Genomic DNA, 21,033 nt, shown 5'->3' with positions numbered 1-21,033 from the left:
CTACTCGAATTTGATCTCGACGTCGCAGGAGCAACCGGCGACCTCGTCGACGTCTAGCGCCGAGCTGTCGCCCGGCCATTTGGCGCCGTTCGTGAACGTGGAATCGATGGGAACCGTCTGCCCGGCCATCGCGGCGTGCGACGCTCGGGGGTTGCTGGACGTGACAATCCATGTCTTCGTCGCGGGTCGGGTGCCACGCACCTGCTGTACGGCTTCGACTGAGGCGAATCCGGCGAGCGAGGTTGCGAGCGTGAGCCCACCTTGCTGCGCCCGCGCGGACTTCGCGACGCCGAAAACGTGCGCGACCGCGACCGGCGTATCCTCATCGCTCGCGATCGCCGCAGTGACGGCAGCCTCTGTGGCAGCGTTGATGCTCGATGCGTTCGCGGATGCGACCTTCCGCATCCACGCCATCGTCCGGTCGACGTCATACTCGTCAGGGTCGACGCCGAGACGCTCGAGCTGCTTCCTGGCGACAGCCGTCGTGATCGATGACGAGAGCGCCAACAGCGCCCCACCGAGTTCGCGATCCCATCGCTCGCCGTCCCACCAGTCCGCATCCTTCGCTCCCAGCGCCGAACGCACAGAGCGCTCCTGACGCTCGAAGAACTCCGCGAGCACCTGCGCCGACTTCCCCACCTGCGCAGCTGACGGCCGGGACTTGACCCGTACCATCCGCCCCTTGAGGTCGTCGACCGCTTCCTGGTCGACGTTTTCCGGCTCCTGCGGTCGCTGCACGGTGACGGGCAGCAGACCGAGGTGCTTGATCGGGTCCAGGCCGACAGCCACGAGAGCCTCTACCGGGTCGAACCCCGAGCGAATCAGCGTGGCCGCCGCGTTCACGAGAGTCTGAATCTCGTCCGCGGTGAGCACATCCGACGTTGTCGCTTCGAGCTCCGGCAGCACCCCGCCACCGGATCCGGCCGCCACCTGATCGGTGGGAGAAGCGAGACCACCGACGAGCACGTTCAGCGGCACGACAAGCTCGTCGCCGCCGTCGATGCGGGGCAGGTTGACCTTCGCGCGTGCCTCGTTCCGAGTGATGATCGGTGCCCCCACGGACGACTGCATCTGCGCCGCCTGCTCCTCGAACGAGCCGCGGAGCTTCTCCATCATGTTGAACTCGGCATAGAGGTCGTCGGCATCGTCGAAGTCGGGGAGGATCTGCAATGCGATCTCCTGCTGTACCTCCTGCAGAATCGGCCCGAGGGTGTCCTGGTAGAGCATCTTGTGCTGCTCCGTGATGTTCCCGAAGGTCGCGTGATCGAGGATTCCGACCATGGGCGGCGGGATGAAGTACGCAGCGGCCGCCTCCTCACGGGAGAGCTTGCGCGCCTCGATGTACTGCATGTCCTTCGCGGAATGGCCGGCGGCGACGAATGTCATACCGTCCTCGAGCACCGGGGTGCCGCCGCCCTCGGTCGCGGTCTGGCCCGCGTACTGCGCGCGCCATCCGGTGGCGAAGCGCTGCCGCGCGGGATCTGACCACTCGGGAGCGCCGGCCGGACGCTGGATGTAGCCGCCGACGCGGGCTCCGTTGCGCATCGCCTGCTCGCGCATCTGGCTGGCGGCGTACTCCTCAGAGAGGACACGACGCAGCGACTCGATCGGCGAGAGTCCGTAGCGCTCGTCTTCGGGGTTGTACCCGCGGAAATAGACGACATCCTTCGCCGACAGGGTGGTCTTGCCCCGGTTGCCCTTAACGACGAACTCCGTCGGGGCGAGCCAGTTGTCATCGTCCTTGATCGTCCACAGACGCGGTGGGATCCGCACCAGCATCGACCGACCGTCCTGCCACACCTTCACCCACAGCGCGCGGTCGTAGATGCCCCGGTCGGCGATGAGCGAGAAGATCAGGCGATAGCCGGTGGTGTACGGGTTCGGCTTGCGCATCATCTGTGCGAACGGGTGATCGGTCACTCGTTCGCGGTCGGAGTCGTCGAGGCGCCGGAATGTGTGGAGCGAGAGCTGCGCAACGTTGCGGGCGAGGAAGTCGACGACTGTTCGAACGGAAGGCTGCTGGCGGTAGATCGCGGAGTAGTCCTGCGACAGATCGTCGCTGATCTTCAGCGCGGTCGGCGCCTGATAGGTCGGCTTCTGAACAGCGAGGAGCTTGCCCTCGGAGACGGCGAAAACCATCGTGTGCCCTCCCCTACGGTGCCTGCACGAACAACACCTGCGCGCGGTCGATGACGGTGTCGCCATCGAGCGGCGCCGGTTCCGCGCCGGGTTCGAAGTACGTCGCGTTCTTCAGGACGATCAGATTCCCCGGGTCGCGGTACAGCACACCCGAGATCGACGATCCGTCGGTGAGGTTCACGATCACGGTTCGGAGCAGCAACACCTTTCGGAACGCACCCATGGCAGCACCTCTCATCAGACGACCATGAGGTCGTTGCTCTCGTACGCGGAGACGGCGTTGCTCTCCGATGGGTTCGTCAGCAGCAGGCCGACGGCGGCGATGAACGCCAGCAGTGGCGAGGCATCTGCCGGGGATGCCTTGCGGTCGATGACCCAGCCATCGCCGACGGGCTTGATCTGTGCGGTCGACGCGGCGACGTCGAGCACCGGCTGCGCGCCGTGCGAGATGCGGACGCGATCGCGAAACTCGTCTTCGGTCTCACCCTTTGGCGACTCGTCGGTCGCGGCCTTGCGGATCATGTCGTACACGGCGCCGTGCCATCCGGCGAGCTTGTCCTCGCCCCACGGTGTGACCTCGATGCCGGCGTCTTCGAATTCGCCCCACATCGACGAGATCGGTGCGCCGCGTCGCTGAAATGCGACGTGAGTCGGCGCGATCTTCCTCGCAGGAGAGAGCAGCCACGGCAGCACCCAGTCGGGGCCGGCGCGCTGCGCGACGATCTCGCCACGTATCCGACCTTCGGTGTCCCAGAACGCGAGCGCGATGTAGACCATCGTGCGGTCGTGCGACATGTCGATGCCGTAGCAGGCGGGCCGGTCCGGATCGCGGGCGACCTCACGCTCGACGCGGTCGTTCTTCGCGTCGAGCGTGGCCGCCCATGAGCCGGTCGGGAACGGCCCAGTTCCGAGCATGTTCACGAACTGGCACATAACCTCGGTGCGGAACACCCACTCGGGGTCCGTCGAAGCGGCGGCGGCGATCGAGCGCAGGTCGATCGTGTAGCCGAGCGAGGGGTTCGCCTCGGCCCAACCTTCGCGATCCCACACGCCGCGGCCGGGCGCCGATGACCACTCGAAGATGCCGAGCGAGTCGTCGACCTCGGTCGCCTGGTCCTGCGTGTCCCCGAGCTTGTCGAGGTCGTCCATACCGTCTTTGCCGTCGGGCCAGCCGAGCGCGCGGTGCGCGAGCGAGCGGAGGCGACGGAGGACGACAGATGCCATGTCGCCGGCGTTGGATGCGGCCCAGATCTGTGCAAGCTTGCGGGCCATCGTGGTCTTGGTGACCGCGCCCCACGCCTGCCAGTTCTGATGTTCACGCAGCTCGTCGAGCAGCACGAGGTCTCCGGAGAGACCGCGGCCGCCGCGACGCGATGCCGCCGCGACCTTGTACCGCTCGCCGGAGTCGAGGCGCAGCGCCTTCTTCCCATTGGTGCGGTCGACATGCTCGATGAGTTCAGCAAGCTCCGGGATGCCCTCGGCGATCTCGACCGCACCGGACCACTGCTCCTCGGCAATGTCGAGCGACTGCGCTGTGCCGATGACGAGCGGTGCCCCCTCGGCGTACATGCGCCACAGGGCGAGCACCTGCATCAGCGTCGACTTGCCGTTCTGGCGGGCGACGAGCAACAGGATGGTCTTGAAGCGGTAGGTGCCGTCGGGGTTCAGTTCGAGCGCGCGGATCAACAGCGCGCGTTGCCACGGCAGCAGTTCGATCTCGAGGATCTCCTCGGCGAACTCGATGCAGGCGAAGCCCTTCGACGTCTCCGGAGTGAGCTCGCGCAACGGCGCCGTGCAGATGCGCGGCTCGGTGCACCCGACTCGGCTACGGAACGACTCCGAGCGTGTCGGCCCACCGACGGCCTTCAGGTACGCGGCACCGGGGCCCTTTGTGGCACTACGCCGACTTGCCGCCGCGGAGCGCGTGGAGCTTGGCCTTCTTGCCACCTTCGCCCCCGTCCTTCACCCCGAGCGCCTTTCGGCCGGTCGGAGTGAGGCCGAGCTGATCGCAGTATTTGAGGTACGCCGAGATCGAGACGTTGTCGTTCTGCGGCACCGAGGGACGAGCGCCCTTCGTCTCCGCCGCGTCTTCGAGTGCCCAGTCGACGATCTGATCCCACGCGTCGATCTTCCGCGCGAGTGCGCGCAGCGCTTCGACCGCGCCGGCATCCATGTCGGTGAGAATCTTCGACGCCGCGTCGAGCGACTTCTCGGTCGCAGCGACCATGTTGACCGCGTCACGGGTCGTGACGATCGAGGGCAGCACGCCGTCGATCAGCTTCTCCCGCATCTCGGGCGTCAGCGACGAGGCCTCCATGATGCGGTCGGCCAGAACACCACGAGCAGCATCCGGTGAACGCGGTGTCACGATCGCGACAGGATCGATCTCGAGGTTCTTCGCCTCCATCAATCCCGACGCCTTGGTGCCAGCCATCACGATCACTCGCATCGGGGATACTCCTTTACCGCGCGCGACCCCCTCCTCACGGTGCGGGGGGAGAGAGATCACTGCCGGAGAAGTGGCCTCGGTCGTCAGTCTGTAGAGATTGCGACGCCCCTACCCGCGGTAACGAGAGGCATGTGGGTTTCGACGTACAGGGCCAGCGAGTTGCGTGCGATGTACGTGAAGGGTCTCGGCGTCTGCATTCTTCACGAGTCGCTGGTACGTGGGGTCATCAGCAAGGCGCGCATGAGTGGCTGTGTACTCTGTGTGTACACGAGCCTCGACGACCGACCGGATCGTGTCCATCAATCAGCCTTTGGTGCAGGCTGCTCCACGCGAGCGCCATCGGGTTCGAGTACCTGTGGCTTCGCTGCAGGCTTGCGTACAGGCTTGCGCGGGGCCTTCGGTGCGGCTGTCTCCGTGCTGGTGGCGGCCTGCTTGCGGTGCCAGGACGCGCCGTCCTTCGTCACCTCGTAGTGGCCGTTGCCGGCGTGCGTGGTGAACGTGGACTCGTTGACGTGGACCTCGACGGTCTTGCCCTTCAGGGGGCCGTCGGTGATCGCGATCTTGCGCATGCTGTCCATGGTTAGAACTCCTCGCTGGTCTCGCCCATCGTGGGCTTCGCTTCGCCGGCCTGCTTTGCCCGGTTGCATCGCGTGTGCGATGGCTGACAGTTCGTTGGATCGAGCAGCAGCTCAGGCTTCCCCATGGCGAGGCACCGCTTCCGGCTGATCTTGTGATCGAGCTCGAAGCTGTTCCGTGCGTTGCGAGGGCCGTCATACTCGATATCCGCCTGACCGCAGAGAGCGCACGGCGCGTTCCTCGCGCGCCACTCGGCCTTGAGCGCGGCGCGCAGGTCGCGATATGCGCGAGAGTGGATGACGTCCGACACGGCGCCTCCCTGGAAGACTGCGTCCCGCCGCCCATCACCGCTCGAGCATGCGCATCATGCGACCAGCCCGGGGCTGCTCACTCGACGTCTCCCGAACTCAGACGGGCAGCGTGAGGTCATGGCTAGCGGCGGTCGCTCTGCAGAGGGATGTGAGCGTGTGGTGGCGGGGCCACAGCTGAACGACGAAAGCCCCGCCAGATCGGCGAGGCTTCGGGTCATAGTTCAGGTGCAAGCACAGCTTAACACACCATCCGGACACGTTTGACATGTTTTTGTCTTCAAGCATGCAAGTCTCGCCCTCGACCTGCATCCGTAGGATCAGCAACATGGCAATCACTCCACTCCCCATCGGCGGGAAGCTGAGGTTCGCGGCTGGATCTCCCAACACCTTGCGTAGCGCGACCTGGATGGTTGTCGGAGGTACCAACGGACGCGATGTCTACGTGAGTATGCGCTCGTTGATGAACGAGTTGAAGTTCTCACTTCATGCGTCCGGCAACTGGCGAGTCGCGATGACGAGCGAGAGCGGCATCGCCGATAACTGGGTGTGGGAGGACTCGCCGTTCAGAAGCGCTGACGAAGACCCGCGGGTAGTCACTCGACTCGCCCCACCCCCAGAGGTGGATGGATGGAGACAGGCGCTGGATATCGTAGTCAGCGAACCGGGGCTTCAGCAGCCCTTCCCCGAGAAGCGCGTCAAGGGCGGGGCGATTAGCTGGTGGCGTCCGCCGTTCGACAATTGGGTCCGCACATTCGCAGTGTTGATCAGCCGACCCGGGCTCGAGTACAACCCGCGCAACTTTCCTTTCACAGATCCAGTGGTCGGAGTCATCAACCTCCCAGGACGATCCAGCGTCGTCGTCATAACGAAGCTCTTCTACCGACCTTGGACCGTTGAGAAAGTGCGCGAGGTGAGGAGGGATTTCGAGAACGCGGGCTGGCGTCAGGACGGAGCTGACAGCCCCCTGCTCTTCAAGTTGGGGACAGTCACCACGACCGTGTGGGACCTCGGCCTAGACCCCCTGCGTAGTGCATGACCTCTCGCTACGAGGCAGGATCCTTTTCCACACGAGAAGGCGTGAAACTCTCCGCGATGATGTCGTAAATCCCGTCCGCCAACTCTTCCTCGCTACCGCGAGTCTCACTGATCGCGTCGATGATGTTGGTGATGACGTTGTGAAGACCCATCTGATCTCCCCACTTGTCACGATCGAGGTCGACAAGCGCTCGGAGAACGTCATACTTCGTAGCCATCTCGGCTCCTCTCAGTGGATACCCCGAGCCTATCCGCCTCCCACCACCCAACCTCGACTTCTGCCGGGACCAATGGCTTGCACCTCATGAGTGACCCCCCATCTCACGTGTGACGTGCGCGCTCACGAGACTCGCGGCATGCAACTGGCTTCGGGCGTCTGGCGGTGACGGGGCGTACCCGCACGCGCACACCGGATCACCGCATGAGTCCGCGATGAGCACATGCTCTCCGTCCTGCACGAGGATGGTCTCGCCCGTTCCCGTGTGCGCGAACCGCATCATGGCTGTCTCCGAATCTCGTGTTTGGCGGCTGGGCCTTCCTGCTTCACTGGTACCCACGGGCCAGCCTTGCGACGGCGGACACCGTAGTTGCCGCTGTCGTTCGCTGTCACCTTCTCGGCGAACGCACGGTCCATCCAGGGAGCACCGACTGAGTTCACGTTTCCACTGATCTCGCTGTGAATGCCGTACTCCCATTCCGGTTCCTCGGCTACGACACCAGCACACAGGCACCAGCCCGTCGCGCTCATCTGCCAGGCATGAGCGGGGTGAGGCTTCGTGTTCGCACACGGCATCCCGATCTCAGGGACGACCGACGCCCGCACCTCGGCATCATGAGCAGCCAACCAGCGGTCGAACTCCTCTGGCGTGATCGGTGGCTGGAAGTCCGATGCTGCACGGCGCACGGTGTTCGTGGTTGGCGTGTACAGGGCGTACTCACTCATCGGTTCTCCGCCTCTCCCTGCTCGCGAGGCACCCACTGTCCCTCGGCGTTCATCACGAACCCGTCCTGAAATGCGATCCTGTCTTCAACGCTCATTGCGGTTCGGTTCCTCTCGGTTCTCTCCCGGGGTGGCGGGCTCGGCACGGCGCGCATACGAGGTCACGCGACCGAACAGCGCGCCGCACTCGCACCGTTTGCCGCCACCTGCCAGCGACCATGTGAAGACCTCGACAGCGCGCCCGCAGAACGGGCAATCGACCAGGGCCGACGTGCGCCCCATGCGCGGCGTGAAGGCGTACAACCCGCCATGCTCGCGCTCTTCGACGGTCGCCGCCTGCAGGCCTTCGTAGACCTCGGCGTATCGCAATGGCTTAGGCATCGGCGTTCTCTCCCTGCTCGGTGACGGCGCGCTCGTCACGAAGACGCTTGAGCCGACGAACTTCGAGGATCGCCGCCCCCGCTCGATCCCCGATAAACCCGGAAACGATGACTACGAAAGCCATGACCAAGATCTCCATCAGACGTTCCCCTTCTGCTCGGTGGTGGTTGCGCGGTGCTCGTAAGCGATCGGTGGTTCGGCCGCTATGACGAGCCAACGTCCGTCGGTGAGGCCGATAGTCGAGTCGTTCCTGCCATGTCCGCAGCATGACGCGATGGTGTGGATACCACCGGCGTTCAACGCGCCAACGATGGGCGCGATGCAGGGATCACACCAAACCGTCGGCCTGCCCGATTCATCCCGCTCGATCACGGTCATAGCGGCCTCCCGGCCCCCCGGCTCGTTCACGTGGTCACACATCGGTGTTCCCTCCCTCTTCGGTGGCGGCGAGAGCGGCACGCAGGGTGTTCGCCATACGCGCGCTCAGTTCGGTGTAGTCCGACATTGGCCTGGTCTTCCCGTCCGGGTCGTCGGGGGTGCCCCATGTGTCATGGATGTGCAGTGCCCGCCTCGCGTGAGGTATCCACGGATCGACCTGCGCGTCGGACGGCTCGCCCTGCGGCTCGAACGCTGCGTGCTCGGAACGACGGAAGCCGCCATCGACAGCAGCATCCCACCCGCGGAAGAACGCATTGGTCGCGATCTCCGGAGCGTTGTCGTAGTCCCGGAACCACAGCGCGCGATCCTCGCGGTAAGCGGCCTGCCGTGCGTCGAGGTGCGCGATGCGCAGCGCTTCCCGCTCGTCGTCGGTAGGGGTGTGCGCCTTGTCGGCGGCGCGCAGTTCACGAGCCAGTGCGCGGAGCTTGTCGAGCGCGGCCATCGGATGCTGGTGAATCTCGTCCGCCGTCATCGCCTCCGAAGCGTCGATCAGCTTCTCGTTGTCGCGCGGGTTAATTCCGTCAGAGTGAATAGTCACGGGTTAATTCCCAATCTGTGCATTCTTGCGGGGACGGCCGCGACGCGACCGCATCTTCTTTTCCGTGGCGAGCAGATCCGCCGTGCGCACGCGGCCCGCGAGTGGGGCGAGCTCACCCGCCTCGATCCACCGACGAATACGACGCTCAGCAGAGGCCAGCGCGGTCCCTTCGGCGCGGATCCGCTCGGCCGCCTCCGTCAACGTCAGCCAGGTCTTCATGCGGCCTCTCCCCTCTTGCGCGCCGCTACGGCCAGCACGTCCGCTTCGCGGTACCGGCCAAGGTGCGGCTCCAGGTCGCCGGCCTTCACCCAGCCGCGCACCGTTCCGGGCTCGCGGTGCACGAGGCGTGCAGCGTCGACGAGGGTCAACAGGGACGGGTCGTGCGGGCGGATCTCCGGCGGTGTCGGCTCAGCGAACACGGAAGCCCACAGGCCTCCGTCATCGTTCGAGTTCGCCTCCCACTCGCAGTCCGACGTCGTGCACCGATAGCGCGACGGGCGCCCGTTGCGGCCAGGCTGCACACGCACCGCCATCAGGTCACAGACCGGGCACGCCGCCTGTGCCCACCGGGGCGCGTCGTCGAGCGGCCAGCGCACCGCGGCGTCGGCGACCGTCCACACGTCCGGGGCGTCACGATGAACGACCATCACACCGTCGCAGAGCGCGTCCACCTGGTGCGAGTCGTTCGCCAGCACGTCGAGCTCGTCGAGGATCACGTCGACCGCGAGCTGCACCACGGCATGCGCAGCATCCGCCATCGCACCGGCCGGGAGGCCAGCACCGGGCCGGTCCTCCCCCGCGACGTGGTTCGCCCACATGTTCAACGTCGTGGTGATGTCGTTCGACGCGTCGATCAGGTCAGCGGCAACGGGCGCCGGGATCTCGATTGACGACGACTGCACACGGATCCGATCGAACGCCGCGGCCTTCGTCGGGTCAGCGATCGACCGCAGGTGACCGACGATGTCCGCAGCATCCTCGAGGTGCCGGCGCAGACGCCGATAGCAGCGCTCACAGATCAGCACCCCGTCACGGGCATCGACCTGAGCGCATCCCGCGCACGGGTTGTCGCCCTTGTAGTTCTCGCCGTGCCGGTCGCAGGTCGCGAAGTGCTCGCCGCGCCGGAGACATCCACGGATGCAGTAGCGGTCGCTCATCGCACACCCCGAGCTCGAAGAGCGGCGGCGTGCTTGCCGATTCGCTCGCGCCCCGCTCGCACCTCCTCGTCGATGTCGTGCCCACCCTTCGCGAGAGCGGCAGCGGTGCGGACCCGGTACTCGAGTTCGTCCTGCAACTTCTGCACCTGCGCGTCGGACGGTTCACCCTGCACCTCGGCTTCGAAGCCGCGGTGAACGACGGTCAACGGGGTGAGGATGGCGAGCGAGTTCGACCCCATGAGCTCCGTGTTCGCCGCGCGCACGACACTCGTCCAGCGGACGTCCTGCTTCTGCCAGGCATCCCCGTCCGAGTCGAGTACCACGGACCCCTCCGGGAGCCCGTCGAGCATCTTCATCGCAATCCCGTAGACCTCAGAACGGTGTGTCATCTCCCCATCTCCCTTCTGCCGGCGGCTCCGCCGCCCACTGATCCGACTGAGCCGCTGGCGCGGTCGTCGAGCCCTGGCCGTCTGTGCGAGCCGCAGCACGGGTGACCTGCGCAGTCGCGTAACGCAGACTCGGGCCGATCTCATCGACCTCCAGCTCGATCGCCGTGCGCTGGTTCCCCTCGCGGTCCTGATACGAGCGCTGACGCAGACGGCCCTGCGCAACGACGCGCATGCCCTTCGTCAGGCTGCCGGCGACGTGCTCGGCGAACTCCCGCCAGACCGACGCCCGAAGGAACAGCGCGTCGCCGTCCTTCCACTCGTTTGCTGCACGGTCGAAGTTGCGCGGTGTGCTCGCGATCGTGAAGTTCGCCACAGGGAGGCCGTTCTGCGTGTAGCGCAGTTCGGGGTCAGCAGTCAGGTTGCCGACGACGGTGATGACCGTTTCGCCCACCATCAGCTGGCCTCCCCGGCGGTCGTGATCGGCTCGATGCCCACACCCTCCTCGAAACTGATCGTCACAGGGACGGACGCGAGCACCTGGTCGTCGACGGTGCCGATGATCGCGTCCTCGATGCCCACGGCGCCGACCCACTCATAAGCCCAGCACGGGTGGCCCGACTCGGTCGCCTCCTCCGCGGTCCACGACTCTCGTCGGTCGGCATCCTTCGGACGACGACGGCACGGAGCATCCTCGGGTGCCGTGCATGTGAACCCGCGGTGCAACTCTCCGCCCTCGAGCTTCAACTCGACGTGGTGGTAGTTCTCGGTGGTGGTCATGATGCTGTCCTCCTCAATGCCGCGGCATGTGCCTCGGCGGCGATCTTGCGTGCGGTCTCCCGCGGGGTCTCATCGGCCTCCGCCATGAGGCGGACCCGGAACTGCTGGTCCTTCGTGAACCTTGTGACGGTCATCTCGATGAAGTCAGCGAGGGCATCAGAATGGGTCTCCACCCCACACCTCCTCGATTTCGTCGTGCTGGTCGTGCTCGTAGAACTCGGTGAGCCTGTCCTCGTAGACCCGGCGCTGCATCCACTCGTCGCGAAGGAGACGCCTGTCCCTGCAGGGCCCGCACTTCTTCGTCCCCGCGCCCCGAGGCATGTGTTCGTCGCAGAACATCGGCGGGGCATCCAGCACGGCCGGACGTTCGGGGCGCTCTGGCGCCGGCTCCCGGTCCTCCTGCACGGCGTCCCAGGCGGCGGCTCGCGCCGCGTCCTCCGCCCACACCCCGGCTCGCGCCCGCTCCCGCGCGCTCCCCCGCGCCCTCGCGCGCCCGCCCCCACCCATAGCCATGGAGGGTCCATGGAGAGCCGGCGGCGGCTCCGGCGTGCTGATCTTCGTACCGCGCAGGTCCACCTTCAGCGGGTGCAGCAGCAGGATCCACTCGACGGTCTCCCGCGATTCCGGATCCGGTGCGAGATACGTCGTCAGGAACCCCGACTCCGTCAGCACGACCAGGTGCTCGAACACCTCGTCCGGCGTCAGGTCCAGCGTCGGATACATCAGCGCTGAGATCATCGCCGGATTCAGTAGCCCCCGACCCAACGGGTCGAGGTTCAGCCACAGCCACATCGCCGACGGCTTCGCGACGTCCGGCACGTGAGCCAGCGTGTCGAAGTCGGCTGGGCTGATCATGCGTTGCTTGGTCGACATCGTTCCCTCTCGCGAAGCCCTCGATGCACCTGTCGAGAGCGAAATTCAGATCCTCCGGCTGCACGGTGAAGCACTCCGTGAAGCCCTTCCCGCCCGGGCCGAGCACGTCCTCGGCATCCGCCCAGGACTCGAACGCCTGCGGGAACCAGCGCCGCAGCACGCGCAGCGCCTCGCGCTCCCAGGACGCGTCCGTGCGCCGCTGGCACACGATCGGATACCAACCCCGGTCGAGCCACCGCTGCACCCGCGACCAGGCCCACGCGCGGCCAATCTTCAACGTCATCGACTCCGGGTGCCAGACCACGTACGTCATCGCGAACTCGGGCATCGCGCTCATCGGTCCAGCTCCTCGACCTCGGTAGTCATGGCCGCCTCGAAACCACTCACAAACGCCGTCGAGAATTCGATCAGGGTGTTGAGCGCGAAGCCGACTGCGGCACCGAAAGCTGCGAACGACTCGCGTGCTACGCGCGCTCGCTTCTCCGCCTCTTCGCGGTCCATCGCGTCGACGTCGACGCCGATACGGACCAGGGCGGCACGCGCACTCACGTTGATCTGCTCCTGAATGCGACGGTCAGCGTCTCGGATCTCCTGCTTGACGTTCATCGGGCACCTGCCTTCTTCTTGCGGGGCACGGGCTCGCCGCGCCACTCTTTGTGTGCGTCCGAGATCTTCGAGCACAGGCCGAACTTGTCGAGGTGGTTCACGGTCTGGCCGCAGAGTCGGCATGCCGGCTTGCCCTCGTGGACCATGTCGACGATGCGGAGACGCTCAAGCGTGACCTCGCGGTTCGCCGCCCAGTCCTTCTCCTCGACGTCTGCGGGCGCCGCGGCGAGCACGGCGCTCATGCGGCGTCCCGGAGGAGCTCGGCCTCGCGTTCGCGCTGCCACTGCCGCTCGAACTTCGCGAACGTCACCCGGGGGTGCGTCTCCCAGTGCTCGACGAGCTCCTCAGAGGCGTACGCGAGTGCGCGCCGCTCGTTCCCCATGAACAGGGAGAACGGGTCGATACCCTTCTCGCGGCCGCGGGCGTTGAGCATCGCACCGCGGGTAGCCTGCTCCGCGGCGACGAACTGCGCATAGAGCGTGTCGTCGTACTCGGCACGGCACTCCCGCCACGCGTTGAACGCTTCGCTGATGATGCTCACGAAACACCTCCGTGGACCGAGTGAGGGAACATGCTCGGCGACCCACACGTGCTGCAGTGCTTCCGCGTCTCCGGGTGCCGGCGTTCGCACCGCGCACAATCGATGATGCGGATGCCGGTCGGGGTCGTCTGAGGGGCGCTCATGCGATCGCCTCATGCCAGAGCAGCCACTCGGCGCCGTAGACGCCGCAGCCCATCTCCATCGCGACGGCCCGCGAGATCCGGATGCGGATCACGCCCTCGAACCGATACCAGGCCATCTCGAGCGGGTAGAACACCGGCACGCGCTCCGGGTGCGTCACCCAGCGGCGCACCTTCCACCCGAAGCGGAGCGCCTGCGCCTGCAGCACGCCCTCGCAGGCCGCGTTACACAACACACACAGCGACAGGCCATCGACGGGCGAGGGGACGTTCTTCGATCCGCCCATCCCGACCGCGCGGCGGTGCTGGAACGTAAGCACCATGACGCCGCACGCGGCGCAGCGGCGCTCGTCGCGCTGATAGACCGCGTTGCGGGTGCCCGTCGTCGGCGCGCTCATCGGGTCACCCCCGATAGAGTGCGGCCCATGGACTGCGACAAGTACCCCATCAGCTGCGAGCTCGAGCAGATTGCGCGCGCCATCAGCGACAGCGATGCAAGCACCTTCTGGCTTACACTGCTCGCCACGCTCGTCGGTGCGGTAGCTGCCGGGGCGACCAGCATCGCCTTGTACCGGCACGAATTGAAGACGCGGAACCGCGGCGAAATCGACGTCGCGGTCTCTGAGCTGATCCGCGAAGTGCAGAAGTACTCGCAGGAGTACACGCGGTTCGTCAAAGACCTCAGGTCGTGGCAGTTCGCAGAGGCGGATCGTCTCAGCGCGCTCCTCGGATCCGGACCAACAACACCAAGAGAGATGCCTGATTCGCCGGCGCGCGAGGGAATCGACACGGCGGTCGAGATGCTGGTCGTTCTCACCAACGGCGACGATCGACGCGTGGCCGAACGATGCCGCGAGGTGTTGTATGAGCTGAACTTCCTCAAGGACTTCGAGGCGCAGCGGGTCGAGTACGGATCTGTTCGTCGTGTGCTCGTCGCATGGCGAGCGCGAAAGCGCGACGCAGACGCGACGATCGCCAACCTCGAAACCATCGACGAGCGCCGCCGGATCATCGAGACCGGTAGCGACGATCCGATCCCCGACGCGCCAGAGCCGTACAAACGGGCCTCAGAGTAAGTGGATGCGTGAGTCATCGGTGCGCTCCGAACTGCGCGGCGATCGCGCGGTTGATGTTGAGCATCGAGTTGACCTTTGTGCGCAGGGCGCGCTCGGTGCCCTCGGCGTAGTGGTACTCGGCCTTGAGGTTGTGCCACGTCTCGAGTTCGGCCTGCGCGTCGGTGTCGGCCATCGCGCGGGCGAAGGTCGCGGGGACGTTGTTGCGTCCGTAGTGGGCGAGCTGGGTCTGCTTCTTCGCGATGTAGGCACGCTCGGCGTTGTAGCGGCGTCCGTTGATCTCGAGCATCACGTCGGGCAGCTTCTCCATCAGCCCGACCGTCTCGCGGATGAAGTACTCCATCTCGGTGGGGTTGGTGGGCTGGTAGTCGAGCAGCTGCGCGCCGGCCTTGATGGCGAAGGTCGCGGCTTCGGTCGTCATGACTTCGCCGGTGCTGGGGTTCGTGTACATCAGCGGCGTCCCTTCTTGCGGCGCGCGGCGCGGCGGTCGGCGCGGTTGTGCGGCGGCAGGTAGTCGCGCGGCGCGGGCCGCTCGACCGCCGGCGTCTGCACCGGCTCGGCGGTCGGCGCGGTGGTGTGGTCGAGCGCCCACGCGGACTCGACTATCGCCTTGCGGCGGGCGCGCAGCGCGCGGTGACGGGCGGTGCCGGCGGCGTTCGGAGTGAACGCACGCGCTGCGCGAGCGTCCGCCTCGACCTGGTCGATCTGCTCGACGGTCTCGGCTGCGGCGATCTCCGCGTTCCAGTCGCGCTCTACCGGAACGTCAGGCGTGAGCGTCGGCGACCCGGCAGGCAGGTCGCGCTCGTCGACCTCCTCCTCGATGCGGATGTCGCCGAGCAGGTCGCGGAACGTCTGCCGAAAGGCGACCATGCGCACGGTGCGGCCGAGGTGACGCATCGGCGAGCGATCCCACTTCCCCGCCCATCCCTCGGACGCGGCGGGGTACTGCTCGGCCCAACGAATCGTGACCTTCGTCGGGATCCGAACTTCTTTGCGGTACACCTCGACGCGCGCGAACTCCGGGTGCGCGATCAACACGCGGACGGGATTACCACTCAAGTCGAGTTCGAGCGTCGGCGCCCATGCTTCGATCCAGGTCTCGCCGTCGTCGGAGAACTCAACCGGGCCCGTGCCGTCCCAGAGGCCGGAGGCGTGGACGATGTGCTCGACCTCGCCGATGGTCTTCTTCTCGATGAGCTCAGTTGTCGACATTCTCGACCTCCTGGAATCGCAGCGACGTGCGCCGGGTCGTCTTCGGGTAGTGCTTCAGAGCGGAGGCCTCGATCAGTGCGAGTTCGACGCGCAGCTGCTCGGCGTGCGCGTGCACCTCGGGGGATGCGGACTTCCATGTGGCCTCGTCGATCGAGATCGACTCGGTCACGGACGACTGGAATCCGCCGCCTGCACCCATGCCGACCGCGCCGAAGCGCGCGGCGTGCGGGAGCTTCGCGATCGCCTTCTTCATCTCGTCGGCCGCCTTCTTCTCGGCGGCGGCGGCGATGTCGAGGCTGCGCTTGAGCGGTGCCCACCGGCTGAGGGCCGCGTTGACCTCCACGGGCAGGGCGTCGATGTCAGGGCATCCGGCGTCGCGCCACGCGATGAAGTCGTCAGCGCGCTCGACGAGGTAGGCGATCATCTCTTCGTCGCGCGGGACCGGGATCCACGTCGCTCCGCCGATGGGCGGCATATCGTCCTCGTCGCGGACCTCGAACCCGTAGAGCGCATAGTCGGCGCCGAGCACGTGGATCTGCCACTGCATCTGAGCCATGTGCTCGACCGGGATCGCGTCGGACTTCCAGCCGAACTCGTGCGACTTCACCTCGACGACGACGAGCGCGCCGTCCGGGTCGATGCCGATCGCGTCCGGGGTTGCACGGTGCAGGTCGTTCTCGACGGACGCCCAGAGCGCACCGTTCGGGGTGAGTGAGGTGAGGCGCTCGGCCGCTTCGTCGAGCAGCGCGGCCTCGCGGGCGTGACCGGCGTTCGTCGCTTTGTTGCCGCGGAAGGTCGAGCCATTCATCTTCTGTTCGACGATCGTGCGGCGAGCCTTGATGCCGGCGCGGGCGATCTTCCATGCGTCGGAGGCGGTGACGCCCTCGCCGCGCTCGAGCATCCAGACGGTGCGGGGTGCATCGTCAGGGACCACGATGCGGGCGGCGGTGATCGGCGGGGTCATGACTGGTCGTCCTTCTTCGGGATCGGGATGAGGAACGCGGCGACGAACACCGCGAGGCTGAGGAGGACGCCGAGGTCGGCGCCGTTGACGCCGGTCGTCGGGTCAGCCGCGGGCGGTCCGCAGATGGCGGCCGTGATGAGCGCGGCTACCACCGCGGCCATGCGTCCCGGAGACAACGGCCAGATGCTGCGGCGGTCGGTCGCGATCGGTCCGTCAATCACCGGCGCGGTGCGCTCGACGACGCTGAGGTGCATGTCGGCGGTCATCGGGGCGACGCCGTCCACCGGTTCGACGTTCTCGTCGGTATCCTGTGTCTGAGGCATGTGCTTGCCTTTCGTTTTCTGGTGGGGCGTCCGGTGCAACGGGCGCCCCGCTTTCGTGTGTGGGGTCAGTGAGGGATGGCGAGGGTGCCGTGCGCGCCGAGCCAGGCGGCGAGGCCGCCCCAGAGGCGTGCCTCGCCCTTCGGCGTGAGGCGGGTGGACACGGCAGTCTGAGTGCCGCGTGTGTTCGTGCCGAACGTCGTGCGGTGCGCCCGCGCCCACCCGGCCTCGATCGCCTGCGCGGTCGGCTGGTTGTGCCGCACGGACGCGCCGCGGATGATGATCGACAGGCGGCCCGCGTGGTCGAACACGTCCTGGTGGCGGACCTTCACGCCAGGGAACTTCTCGGCGCAGTGCGCCTTGAATTCGTTCGCGAGGTCGCCGATCGTGCGCAGGCCGTCGGCCTGCCGGAAGGTCTCAGCGTGCGCGGCGACCGGTTCGAGCTCGGCGACGCGAGTCTCGAGCACCTCGACCCGCCGGGCGGTGATCGCGAGCGCCTGGTGCACGATCTCGTCTTCGGTCAGCGCCGGCGCGTACGAACCCGTGCGGACCACCTGCGGGAGCACTTCCTCGAACGCCCACCGCTCGAACCGCTCCGCCGACGGGAGGCGGCTGCCCGCGATCATGCGCAGCAGATCCGGCTCGCCGATGACACGGGCGAGCTGCGCGCGCCCCATGCTGTCTTCGATGGGGTGGTGAACCGCCACCCCACGGCAGTGTTGCTTGATCGCGTTCGTCGTATCCGCATAGCCGAGCGCGGCCGCGACGTCACGCGCCACGAACCGCGGCATGCCATCGATCACAACGACGCGCACATCGGCGCCGTCGAACCCGAACACCTCGAGCGCGCTCACGGTGTCACCTCGCGCAGCGAACCTGCGACGACGAGCATCGGCACAGAGCCGAAGTTGTCGTACTCCCGGAACACGCGGTCCTGGTCTGGAGTGCTCGTCCGATCGCGAATGAAGGGCTCGACCTCCTGGTCGCGGGACGCGGTGAACTCGACGTCGCGATAGAAGCGCTCACCGTCCCGAGTGCCGGTCGTCGCTCCGACGTACCGCCGACCCTTAATCAGCGCGCTCATCGTCCGTTCCCCACCCCATCGAGGCGGTCGAGGCGACTGAGGTCCGACGCGGTCGGGGCATCCGTCCCCACGGTGCCCCGACCAGCGGAACCCGAATCCCCAGCGGGCAGACCGGCCCCCCAGCGGCCGGAATCGATGAGCAGCTGCGCGAGCCGCCAGACGACAAGACCGAGCACGCCCGCGGCGCTGAACAGATCCAGGTGGCCGCCGACGGTCCAGCCGAACGCGAGTGCAGCGACTGCCATCCCTGCCCACTTCACGGCTACGAGTGCGCGGATCACGATGCCACCGCCAGCACGTCACCGATCCGGTCGACTGCTCCCGCCGCGGCCCGAGCGTCGCGCTGAGCGAGATTCTCGAGGATGCGCGCCGCGATGTCGCCTGAGCGACGCCATGCGGCAGCGGAGGGCTCGGTGCGGGGCATGACGACAGCGGGGCTCACGATGCCACCGCCAGAGGTGCGAACGCGCTCGGCACGAACGCCGCGGGAGATACCCCAATGCACTCGGCAATGAGCAGCAGCTCGGTGAACGAGAACTCCGACTTGCCCGCCGCTTTGCGGTTCAGGGTCGGATACGGGATGCCCGTCTCATCCGAGACGGAGACCTTAGTGCGGCCCGCGGTCTTGATGGCGGACTCGACGATCGAACCGACTTCCGAGGCAACTGAATTGATCATGTGGTCAATCATCCTCATCACGTGATCAACCGTCAAGTTAACCAAGTTATCAATCTAGACAATTGGGTTGACTCCCGGCATACTTAGACCCGTGAACAACACACGAGAGCGCGGAGAGCTGTTCGGTCGATACGTCGGCCTCGAGTTGAAAGGGGCCATCGTGTCCCGGTCGCTGACCGCCAAAGCCGTCGCCGAACGGATCGGCCGAGCTGACGCCAACCTGAACCGGTGGCTCAACGGCAAGACCGAGATTCCGATCGCCGTCGTCTGCGAAGTCTGCGAAGTGCTCGACCTCGAACCGCGCACGATCGTCGAGCACGCCTACGACCGAATGATCGAAGAACTCGGCGAGCGCGACGCCCCGGCGAACGTGACGCAGCTCCGACCGCGCGATGTCCCCGCTCCCGTGCAGGATGAGCGAGCGGTCGCGAAGAAGAAGTCGCGCGACCCCGGAGGGGACGAGGGGGAGTTCTGAATGGACTCGAAGATTCTTGAGCTGTACGACGGGCTCGACTCGATCGGCGTGCGAGTCGATTTCTGTGATCTGCCAGCCGATCGTGACGGCGAGTACCTGCACGACGAGCGGCTGATCCGCATTCAGCACGACTTGCTGTTCCGACGCTACGTGAGCACGCTCGCGCACGAGGCTTGTCACGCTGCATTTGGAGACACGCCGTCGATGTTCGGCCCGCTCAACGCGAAGCAGGAGCGGCGGGCAGACGAATGGGCGGCAATGCGCCTGATCGACCCCCACGACTACCGCGTCGAAGAAGCGCGGCACGAGGGCCACATCGAAGCTATGGCGATCGCAATGCACGTCACCACGGACCTCGTCGACGCATTCCGCCGAGTGCTCGTCCGCATCGGCGAGGACGTCTACGTCGCGCCGAAGATGGGCGCCGGACAATGGGCGCACCGTATCGGGGTGGCATAGTGCCGAACGCCCGCGCCCGTCTCGCCGCGGCACCGTCGCGACGGCGCGGACTCGGGATGATCCGTGTCTCGCGCGAACGCGACGGCATGACCTCGCCCGAAGTGCAGCGTCATGCGATCGAGTCGTATGCCGGTTCGAACGGTATCGATATTGTTGACTGGGTCGAGGGCATCGACGAGACCGGTTCGCGTGCACGTTCGGCATGGTGGCCGCGGCTCGACCAGTCCATCGAGCGGCTCGAGACCGGCGAGTTCGAGGTCATCGTAGTCTGGAAGTTCTCGCGCACGGCGCGCCACCGCCTCCGGTGGGCGGTTGCCCTCGACCGAGTCGACGCACTCGGCGGCGGCCTACTCTCGGCAACCGAACCGATCGACGATCGCACCTCCCACGGCCGCCTCGCCCGCGGCATGGTCGGCGAGTTCAATGCCTATCAGGCCGACCTCATCGGAGACACCTGGCGCGAAGCGCACGCCCGGCGATTCCGAGAGGGCAAGCCGATCAACGGCAAGCCGCGATTCGGCTACGCGTACTCCCAGACTGATGGCTTCACCCCCGACCCGATCACCGGCGCAGTGCTCGCCGAGACCTATCGTCGCTACATCTCGGGCGAGAGCGTCTACGCCCTCGTCCGATGGCTGAACTCCGGGCCGACGCGCACCGTTGGCGGCTACGGCGGCAACGGCGATGGCCTGTGGTCGGAGCGCACCCTGCGGCGCGTGCTCGACTCCGGGTTCGCCGCAGGCATCATCACCTACCAGGGCGAACAGAAGCGCGGCATCCACGAGCAGCTCATCACCGACGAGGAGTGGAGCGCGTACCTCGAGGCTCGCGGCCGCCGTCGCGTGTACCGACGATCCGAGCGCTCGACCTACGCCTATTCCGGCATGGTCTGGTGCGCGTGTGGATCGAAGATGCATGGCGGCACTCACGGTCAGGACCGCGCACAGTCGTACCGGTGCAAGGACGGCAAGGAGAAGGGCACACATGACGGCGGCTACGTCGCTCAGTCGCTCATCGATGACGTCGTGCGCGAGTGGTTAGCCGAGCACGAGGCGCGGATCGGCGCCGAGGTCCGGGCTGGCATCGAACGACGTCCTCGACGTGTTGCGACGGACCCGACCGCCGACCTGAAGCGGCAGCTCGCGGATATCGCCAATCGGCAGGTAACTCTCGCTGAGCAGCGCCTCAGCATGGGCATGCCGCAAGCCGCGTACGAGACGCTACGGGACCGCTACGCCGCACAGGCGACTGCGCTCGAGCAAGAGCTCCGAACCACCGAAGTTCAGAAGTCTGCGCCGCTGCGGGTACTGCCCGTCCTCCTCGAGCGGTGGAGCGACCTCACCGTCGAAGAGCGCCGGGAGTACCTGCGCTCGCTCATCGCACGAATCGAGGTCACCCCCGGTCGACCGCACGCCCGCATCCAGATCGTGCCGCACGACTCCTGATTCTCCGCAGTGGGATCAGGACACAGTCACGAA

37 protein-coding genes are annotated in these 21,033 nt (G+C 66.5%); 5 read left to right on the top strand and 32 right to left on the bottom strand.

All coding sequences use genetic code 11. The features are described from left to right. From L687_RS42980 to L687_RS25795, 6 genes are all read right to left on the bottom strand, one after another. Positions 1–2,139 carry a phage portal protein gene (locus L687_RS42980; RefSeq protein ID WP_021198695.1) on the bottom strand — a complete coding sequence of 713 codons (2,139 nt, stop codon included), beginning with the start codon at positions 2,137–2,139 and terminating at the stop codon, positions 1–3. Positions 2,140–2,152: 13 nt separating this feature from the next. Continuing rightward, entirely contained in the window at positions 2,153–2,362 is a 210-nt protein-coding gene (locus tag L687_RS25810; protein WP_021198694.1) for a hypothetical protein, read from the bottom strand. A gap of 14 nt (positions 2,363–2,376) precedes the next feature. Further along, the gene (locus tag L687_RS25805; RefSeq protein ID WP_021198693.1) at positions 2,377–3,924 is read right to left on the bottom strand and encodes a hypothetical protein; all 1,548 of its coding nucleotides are present in this window, start codon (positions 3,922–3,924) and stop codon (positions 2,377–2,379) included. Between the two features lie 112 nt (positions 3,925–4,036). Beyond that, on the bottom strand, positions 4,037–4,588 hold the full coding sequence (locus L687_RS41770) for a terminase small subunit (protein WP_021198692.1): 552 nt from the start codon (positions 4,586–4,588) through the stop codon (positions 4,037–4,039). A gap of 299 nt (positions 4,589–4,887) precedes the next feature. After that, positions 4,888–5,166 (bottom strand): hypothetical protein, encoded by a 279-nt coding sequence (locus L687_RS25800; protein ID WP_021198691.1) that lies wholly within the window; start codon positions 5,164–5,166, stop codon positions 4,888–4,890. A 2-nt stretch (positions 5,167–5,168) separates the two neighbouring features. Continuing rightward, positions 5,169–5,474, bottom strand: coding sequence for an HNH endonuclease signature motif containing protein (locus tag L687_RS25795; RefSeq protein ID WP_021198690.1), 306 nt, complete (start codon positions 5,472–5,474; stop codon positions 5,169–5,171). Positions 5,475–5,800: 326 nt separating this feature from the next. Between L687_RS25795 and L687_RS25785 the strand changes: the two genes are divergently transcribed. Next, the gene (locus tag L687_RS25785) at positions 5,801–6,511 is read left to right on the top strand and encodes a hypothetical protein (protein ID WP_021198688.1); all 711 of its coding nucleotides are present in this window, start codon (positions 5,801–5,803) and stop codon (positions 6,509–6,511) included. 7 nt (positions 6,512–6,518) lie between these two features. Here the strand turns inward: L687_RS25785 and L687_RS25780 are convergent, their stop codons facing one another. From L687_RS25780 to L687_RS25705, 17 genes are all read right to left on the bottom strand, one after another. Further along, complete coding sequence (locus L687_RS25780; protein ID WP_021198687.1) at positions 6,519–6,728, bottom strand: hypothetical protein; 210 nt, start codon at positions 6,726–6,728, stop codon at positions 6,519–6,521. Between the two features lie 278 nt (positions 6,729–7,006). After that, on the bottom strand, positions 7,007–7,453 hold the full coding sequence (locus L687_RS42370) for a hypothetical protein (protein ID WP_152525851.1): 447 nt from the start codon (positions 7,451–7,453) through the stop codon (positions 7,007–7,009). A gap of 84 nt (positions 7,454–7,537) precedes the next feature. Further along, the gene (locus tag L687_RS25770; protein WP_152525850.1) at positions 7,538–7,831 is read right to left on the bottom strand and encodes a hypothetical protein; all 294 of its coding nucleotides are present in this window, start codon (positions 7,829–7,831) and stop codon (positions 7,538–7,540) included. After that, positions 7,824–7,970, bottom strand: coding sequence for a hypothetical protein (locus L687_RS43070; protein ID WP_021198683.1), 147 nt, complete (start codon positions 7,968–7,970; stop codon positions 7,824–7,826). The genes L687_RS25770 and L687_RS43070 overlap by 8 nt, the downstream gene beginning before the upstream one ends. Then, the gene (locus tag L687_RS25765) at positions 7,970–8,209 is read right to left on the bottom strand and encodes a hypothetical protein (protein ID WP_152525849.1); all 240 of its coding nucleotides are present in this window, start codon (positions 8,207–8,209) and stop codon (positions 7,970–7,972) included. Before L687_RS25765 ends, L687_RS43070 begins: the two co-directional genes overlap by 1 nt. A gap of 34 nt (positions 8,210–8,243) precedes the next feature. Then, on the bottom strand, positions 8,244–8,807 hold the full coding sequence (locus tag L687_RS25760) for a hypothetical protein (protein WP_152525848.1): 564 nt from the start codon (positions 8,805–8,807) through the stop codon (positions 8,244–8,246). 3 nt (positions 8,808–8,810) lie between these two features. After that, positions 8,811–9,026 (bottom strand): hypothetical protein, encoded by a 216-nt coding sequence (locus L687_RS25755; protein WP_021198680.1) that lies wholly within the window; start codon positions 9,024–9,026, stop codon positions 8,811–8,813. Next, positions 9,023–9,964 (bottom strand): helix-turn-helix domain-containing protein, encoded by a 942-nt coding sequence (locus tag L687_RS25750; RefSeq protein WP_021198679.1) that lies wholly within the window; start codon positions 9,962–9,964, stop codon positions 9,023–9,025. Before L687_RS25750 ends, L687_RS25755 begins: the two co-directional genes overlap by 4 nt. Beyond that, positions 9,961–10,353, bottom strand: a complete 393-nt coding sequence (locus tag L687_RS25745) for a hypothetical protein (protein ID WP_152525847.1) — start codon at positions 10,351–10,353, stop codon at positions 9,961–9,963. Before L687_RS25745 ends, L687_RS25750 begins: the two co-directional genes overlap by 4 nt. Continuing rightward, the gene (locus tag L687_RS25740) at positions 10,337–10,807 is read right to left on the bottom strand and encodes a single-stranded DNA-binding protein (protein WP_021198677.1); all 471 of its coding nucleotides are present in this window, start codon (positions 10,805–10,807) and stop codon (positions 10,337–10,339) included. Before L687_RS25740 ends, L687_RS25745 begins: the two co-directional genes overlap by 17 nt. After that, entirely contained in the window at positions 10,807–11,130 is a 324-nt protein-coding gene (locus L687_RS25735) for a hypothetical protein (protein WP_021198676.1), read from the bottom strand. Before L687_RS25735 ends, L687_RS25740 begins: the two co-directional genes overlap by 1 nt. After that, positions 11,127–11,303, bottom strand: coding sequence for a hypothetical protein (locus L687_RS42705; protein WP_021198675.1), 177 nt, complete (start codon positions 11,301–11,303; stop codon positions 11,127–11,129). Before L687_RS42705 ends, L687_RS25735 begins: the two co-directional genes overlap by 4 nt. Beyond that, positions 11,287–12,003 carry a hypothetical protein gene (locus L687_RS25730; RefSeq protein WP_152525846.1) on the bottom strand — a complete coding sequence of 239 codons (717 nt, stop codon included), beginning with the start codon at positions 12,001–12,003 and terminating at the stop codon, positions 11,287–11,289. The genes L687_RS42705 and L687_RS25730 overlap by 17 nt, the downstream gene beginning before the upstream one ends. Before the next feature lie 333 nt (positions 12,004–12,336). Next, the gene (locus L687_RS25720) at positions 12,337–12,609 is read right to left on the bottom strand and encodes a hypothetical protein (RefSeq protein ID WP_021198672.1); all 273 of its coding nucleotides are present in this window, start codon (positions 12,607–12,609) and stop codon (positions 12,337–12,339) included. Continuing rightward, positions 12,606–12,851, bottom strand: a complete 246-nt coding sequence (locus tag L687_RS25715) for a hypothetical protein (RefSeq protein ID WP_021198671.1) — start codon at positions 12,849–12,851, stop codon at positions 12,606–12,608. Before L687_RS25715 ends, L687_RS25720 begins: the two co-directional genes overlap by 4 nt. Next, positions 12,848–13,150 (bottom strand): hypothetical protein, encoded by a 303-nt coding sequence (locus tag L687_RS25710; RefSeq protein ID WP_021198670.1) that lies wholly within the window; start codon positions 13,148–13,150, stop codon positions 12,848–12,850. The genes L687_RS25715 and L687_RS25710 overlap by 4 nt, the downstream gene beginning before the upstream one ends. A 139-nt stretch (positions 13,151–13,289) precedes the next feature. Further along, entirely contained in the window at positions 13,290–13,688 is a 399-nt protein-coding gene (locus tag L687_RS25705) for a hypothetical protein (protein ID WP_021198669.1), read from the bottom strand. A 27-nt stretch (positions 13,689–13,715) separates the two neighbouring features. Here L687_RS25705 and L687_RS25700 point away from each other — a divergent pair, with 27 nt between their 5' ends. After that, positions 13,716–14,366, top strand: coding sequence for a hypothetical protein (locus tag L687_RS25700; protein WP_021198668.1), 651 nt, complete (start codon positions 13,716–13,718; stop codon positions 14,364–14,366). 13 nt (positions 14,367–14,379) lie between these two features. On the opposite strand, the gene L687_RS25695 is transcribed toward L687_RS25700, so the two are convergent. The 9 genes from L687_RS25695 to L687_RS25670 all read right to left on the bottom strand — a co-directional run bounded on the left by L687_RS25695 (position 14,380) and on the right by L687_RS25670 (position 18,621). Beyond that, entirely contained in the window at positions 14,380–14,814 is a 435-nt protein-coding gene (locus L687_RS25695; RefSeq protein WP_021198667.1) for a hypothetical protein, read from the bottom strand. Beyond that, entirely contained in the window at positions 14,814–15,575 is a 762-nt protein-coding gene (locus L687_RS0120990; RefSeq protein WP_021198666.1) for a hypothetical protein, read from the bottom strand. The genes L687_RS25695 and L687_RS0120990 overlap by 1 nt, the downstream gene beginning before the upstream one ends. Beyond that, complete coding sequence (locus tag L687_RS41765) at positions 15,562–16,539, bottom strand: YqaJ viral recombinase family protein (protein WP_021198665.1); 978 nt, start codon at positions 16,537–16,539, stop codon at positions 15,562–15,564. Before L687_RS41765 ends, L687_RS0120990 begins: the two co-directional genes overlap by 14 nt. Next, positions 16,536–16,862, bottom strand: a complete 327-nt coding sequence (locus L687_RS25690) for a hypothetical protein (RefSeq protein WP_021198664.1) — start codon at positions 16,860–16,862, stop codon at positions 16,536–16,538. Before L687_RS25690 ends, L687_RS41765 begins: the two co-directional genes overlap by 4 nt. A 65-nt stretch (positions 16,863–16,927) precedes the next feature. Continuing rightward, positions 16,928–17,713, bottom strand: a complete 786-nt coding sequence (locus L687_RS41760) for a BRO family protein (protein ID WP_021198663.1) — start codon at positions 17,711–17,713, stop codon at positions 16,928–16,930. Then, positions 17,710–17,943 (bottom strand): hypothetical protein, encoded by a 234-nt coding sequence (locus tag L687_RS25680; protein WP_021198662.1) that lies wholly within the window; start codon positions 17,941–17,943, stop codon positions 17,710–17,712. The genes L687_RS41760 and L687_RS25680 overlap by 4 nt, the downstream gene beginning before the upstream one ends. Continuing rightward, positions 17,940–18,188 carry a hypothetical protein gene (locus L687_RS25675; protein WP_021198661.1) on the bottom strand — a complete coding sequence of 83 codons (249 nt, stop codon included), beginning with the start codon at positions 18,186–18,188 and terminating at the stop codon, positions 17,940–17,942. The genes L687_RS25680 and L687_RS25675 overlap by 4 nt, the downstream gene beginning before the upstream one ends. Before the next feature lie 32 nt (positions 18,189–18,220). Continuing rightward, positions 18,221–18,367 carry a hypothetical protein gene (locus L687_RS42700; protein ID WP_167540686.1) on the bottom strand — a complete coding sequence of 49 codons (147 nt, stop codon included), beginning with the start codon at positions 18,365–18,367 and terminating at the stop codon, positions 18,221–18,223. Between the two features lie 14 nt (positions 18,368–18,381). Next, on the bottom strand, positions 18,382–18,621 hold the full coding sequence (locus L687_RS25670; RefSeq protein WP_021198659.1) for a helix-turn-helix domain-containing protein: 240 nt from the start codon (positions 18,619–18,621) through the stop codon (positions 18,382–18,384). Positions 18,622–18,712: 91 nt separating this feature from the next. Here L687_RS25670 and L687_RS25665 point away from each other — a divergent pair, with 91 nt between their 5' ends. From L687_RS25665 to L687_RS25660, 3 genes are read left to right on the top strand one after another with little or no spacing between them, the layout of a single operon-like run. Further along, positions 18,713–19,096: a helix-turn-helix domain-containing protein gene (locus L687_RS25665; RefSeq protein WP_021198658.1), complete on the top strand. Its 384-nt coding sequence runs from the start codon at positions 18,713–18,715 to the stop codon at positions 19,094–19,096. Continuing rightward, positions 19,097–19,555: an ImmA/IrrE family metallo-endopeptidase gene (locus tag L687_RS42365; RefSeq protein ID WP_021198657.1), complete on the top strand. Its 459-nt coding sequence runs from the start codon at positions 19,097–19,099 to the stop codon at positions 19,553–19,555. Further along, complete coding sequence (locus L687_RS25660) at positions 19,528–21,000, top strand: recombinase family protein (protein WP_323131854.1); 1,473 nt, start codon at positions 19,528–19,530, stop codon at positions 20,998–21,000. Before L687_RS42365 ends, L687_RS25660 begins: the two co-directional genes overlap by 28 nt. The last annotated feature ends 33 nt before the right edge of the window (positions 21,001–21,033 follow it).

Source organism: Microbacterium maritypicum MF109 (genome assembly GCF_000455825.1).
Lineage (GTDB): Bacteria > Actinomycetota > Actinomycetes > Actinomycetales > Microbacteriaceae > Microbacterium > Microbacterium maritypicum_A.
This window is presented reverse-complemented; position numbering and strand designations above follow the sequence as displayed.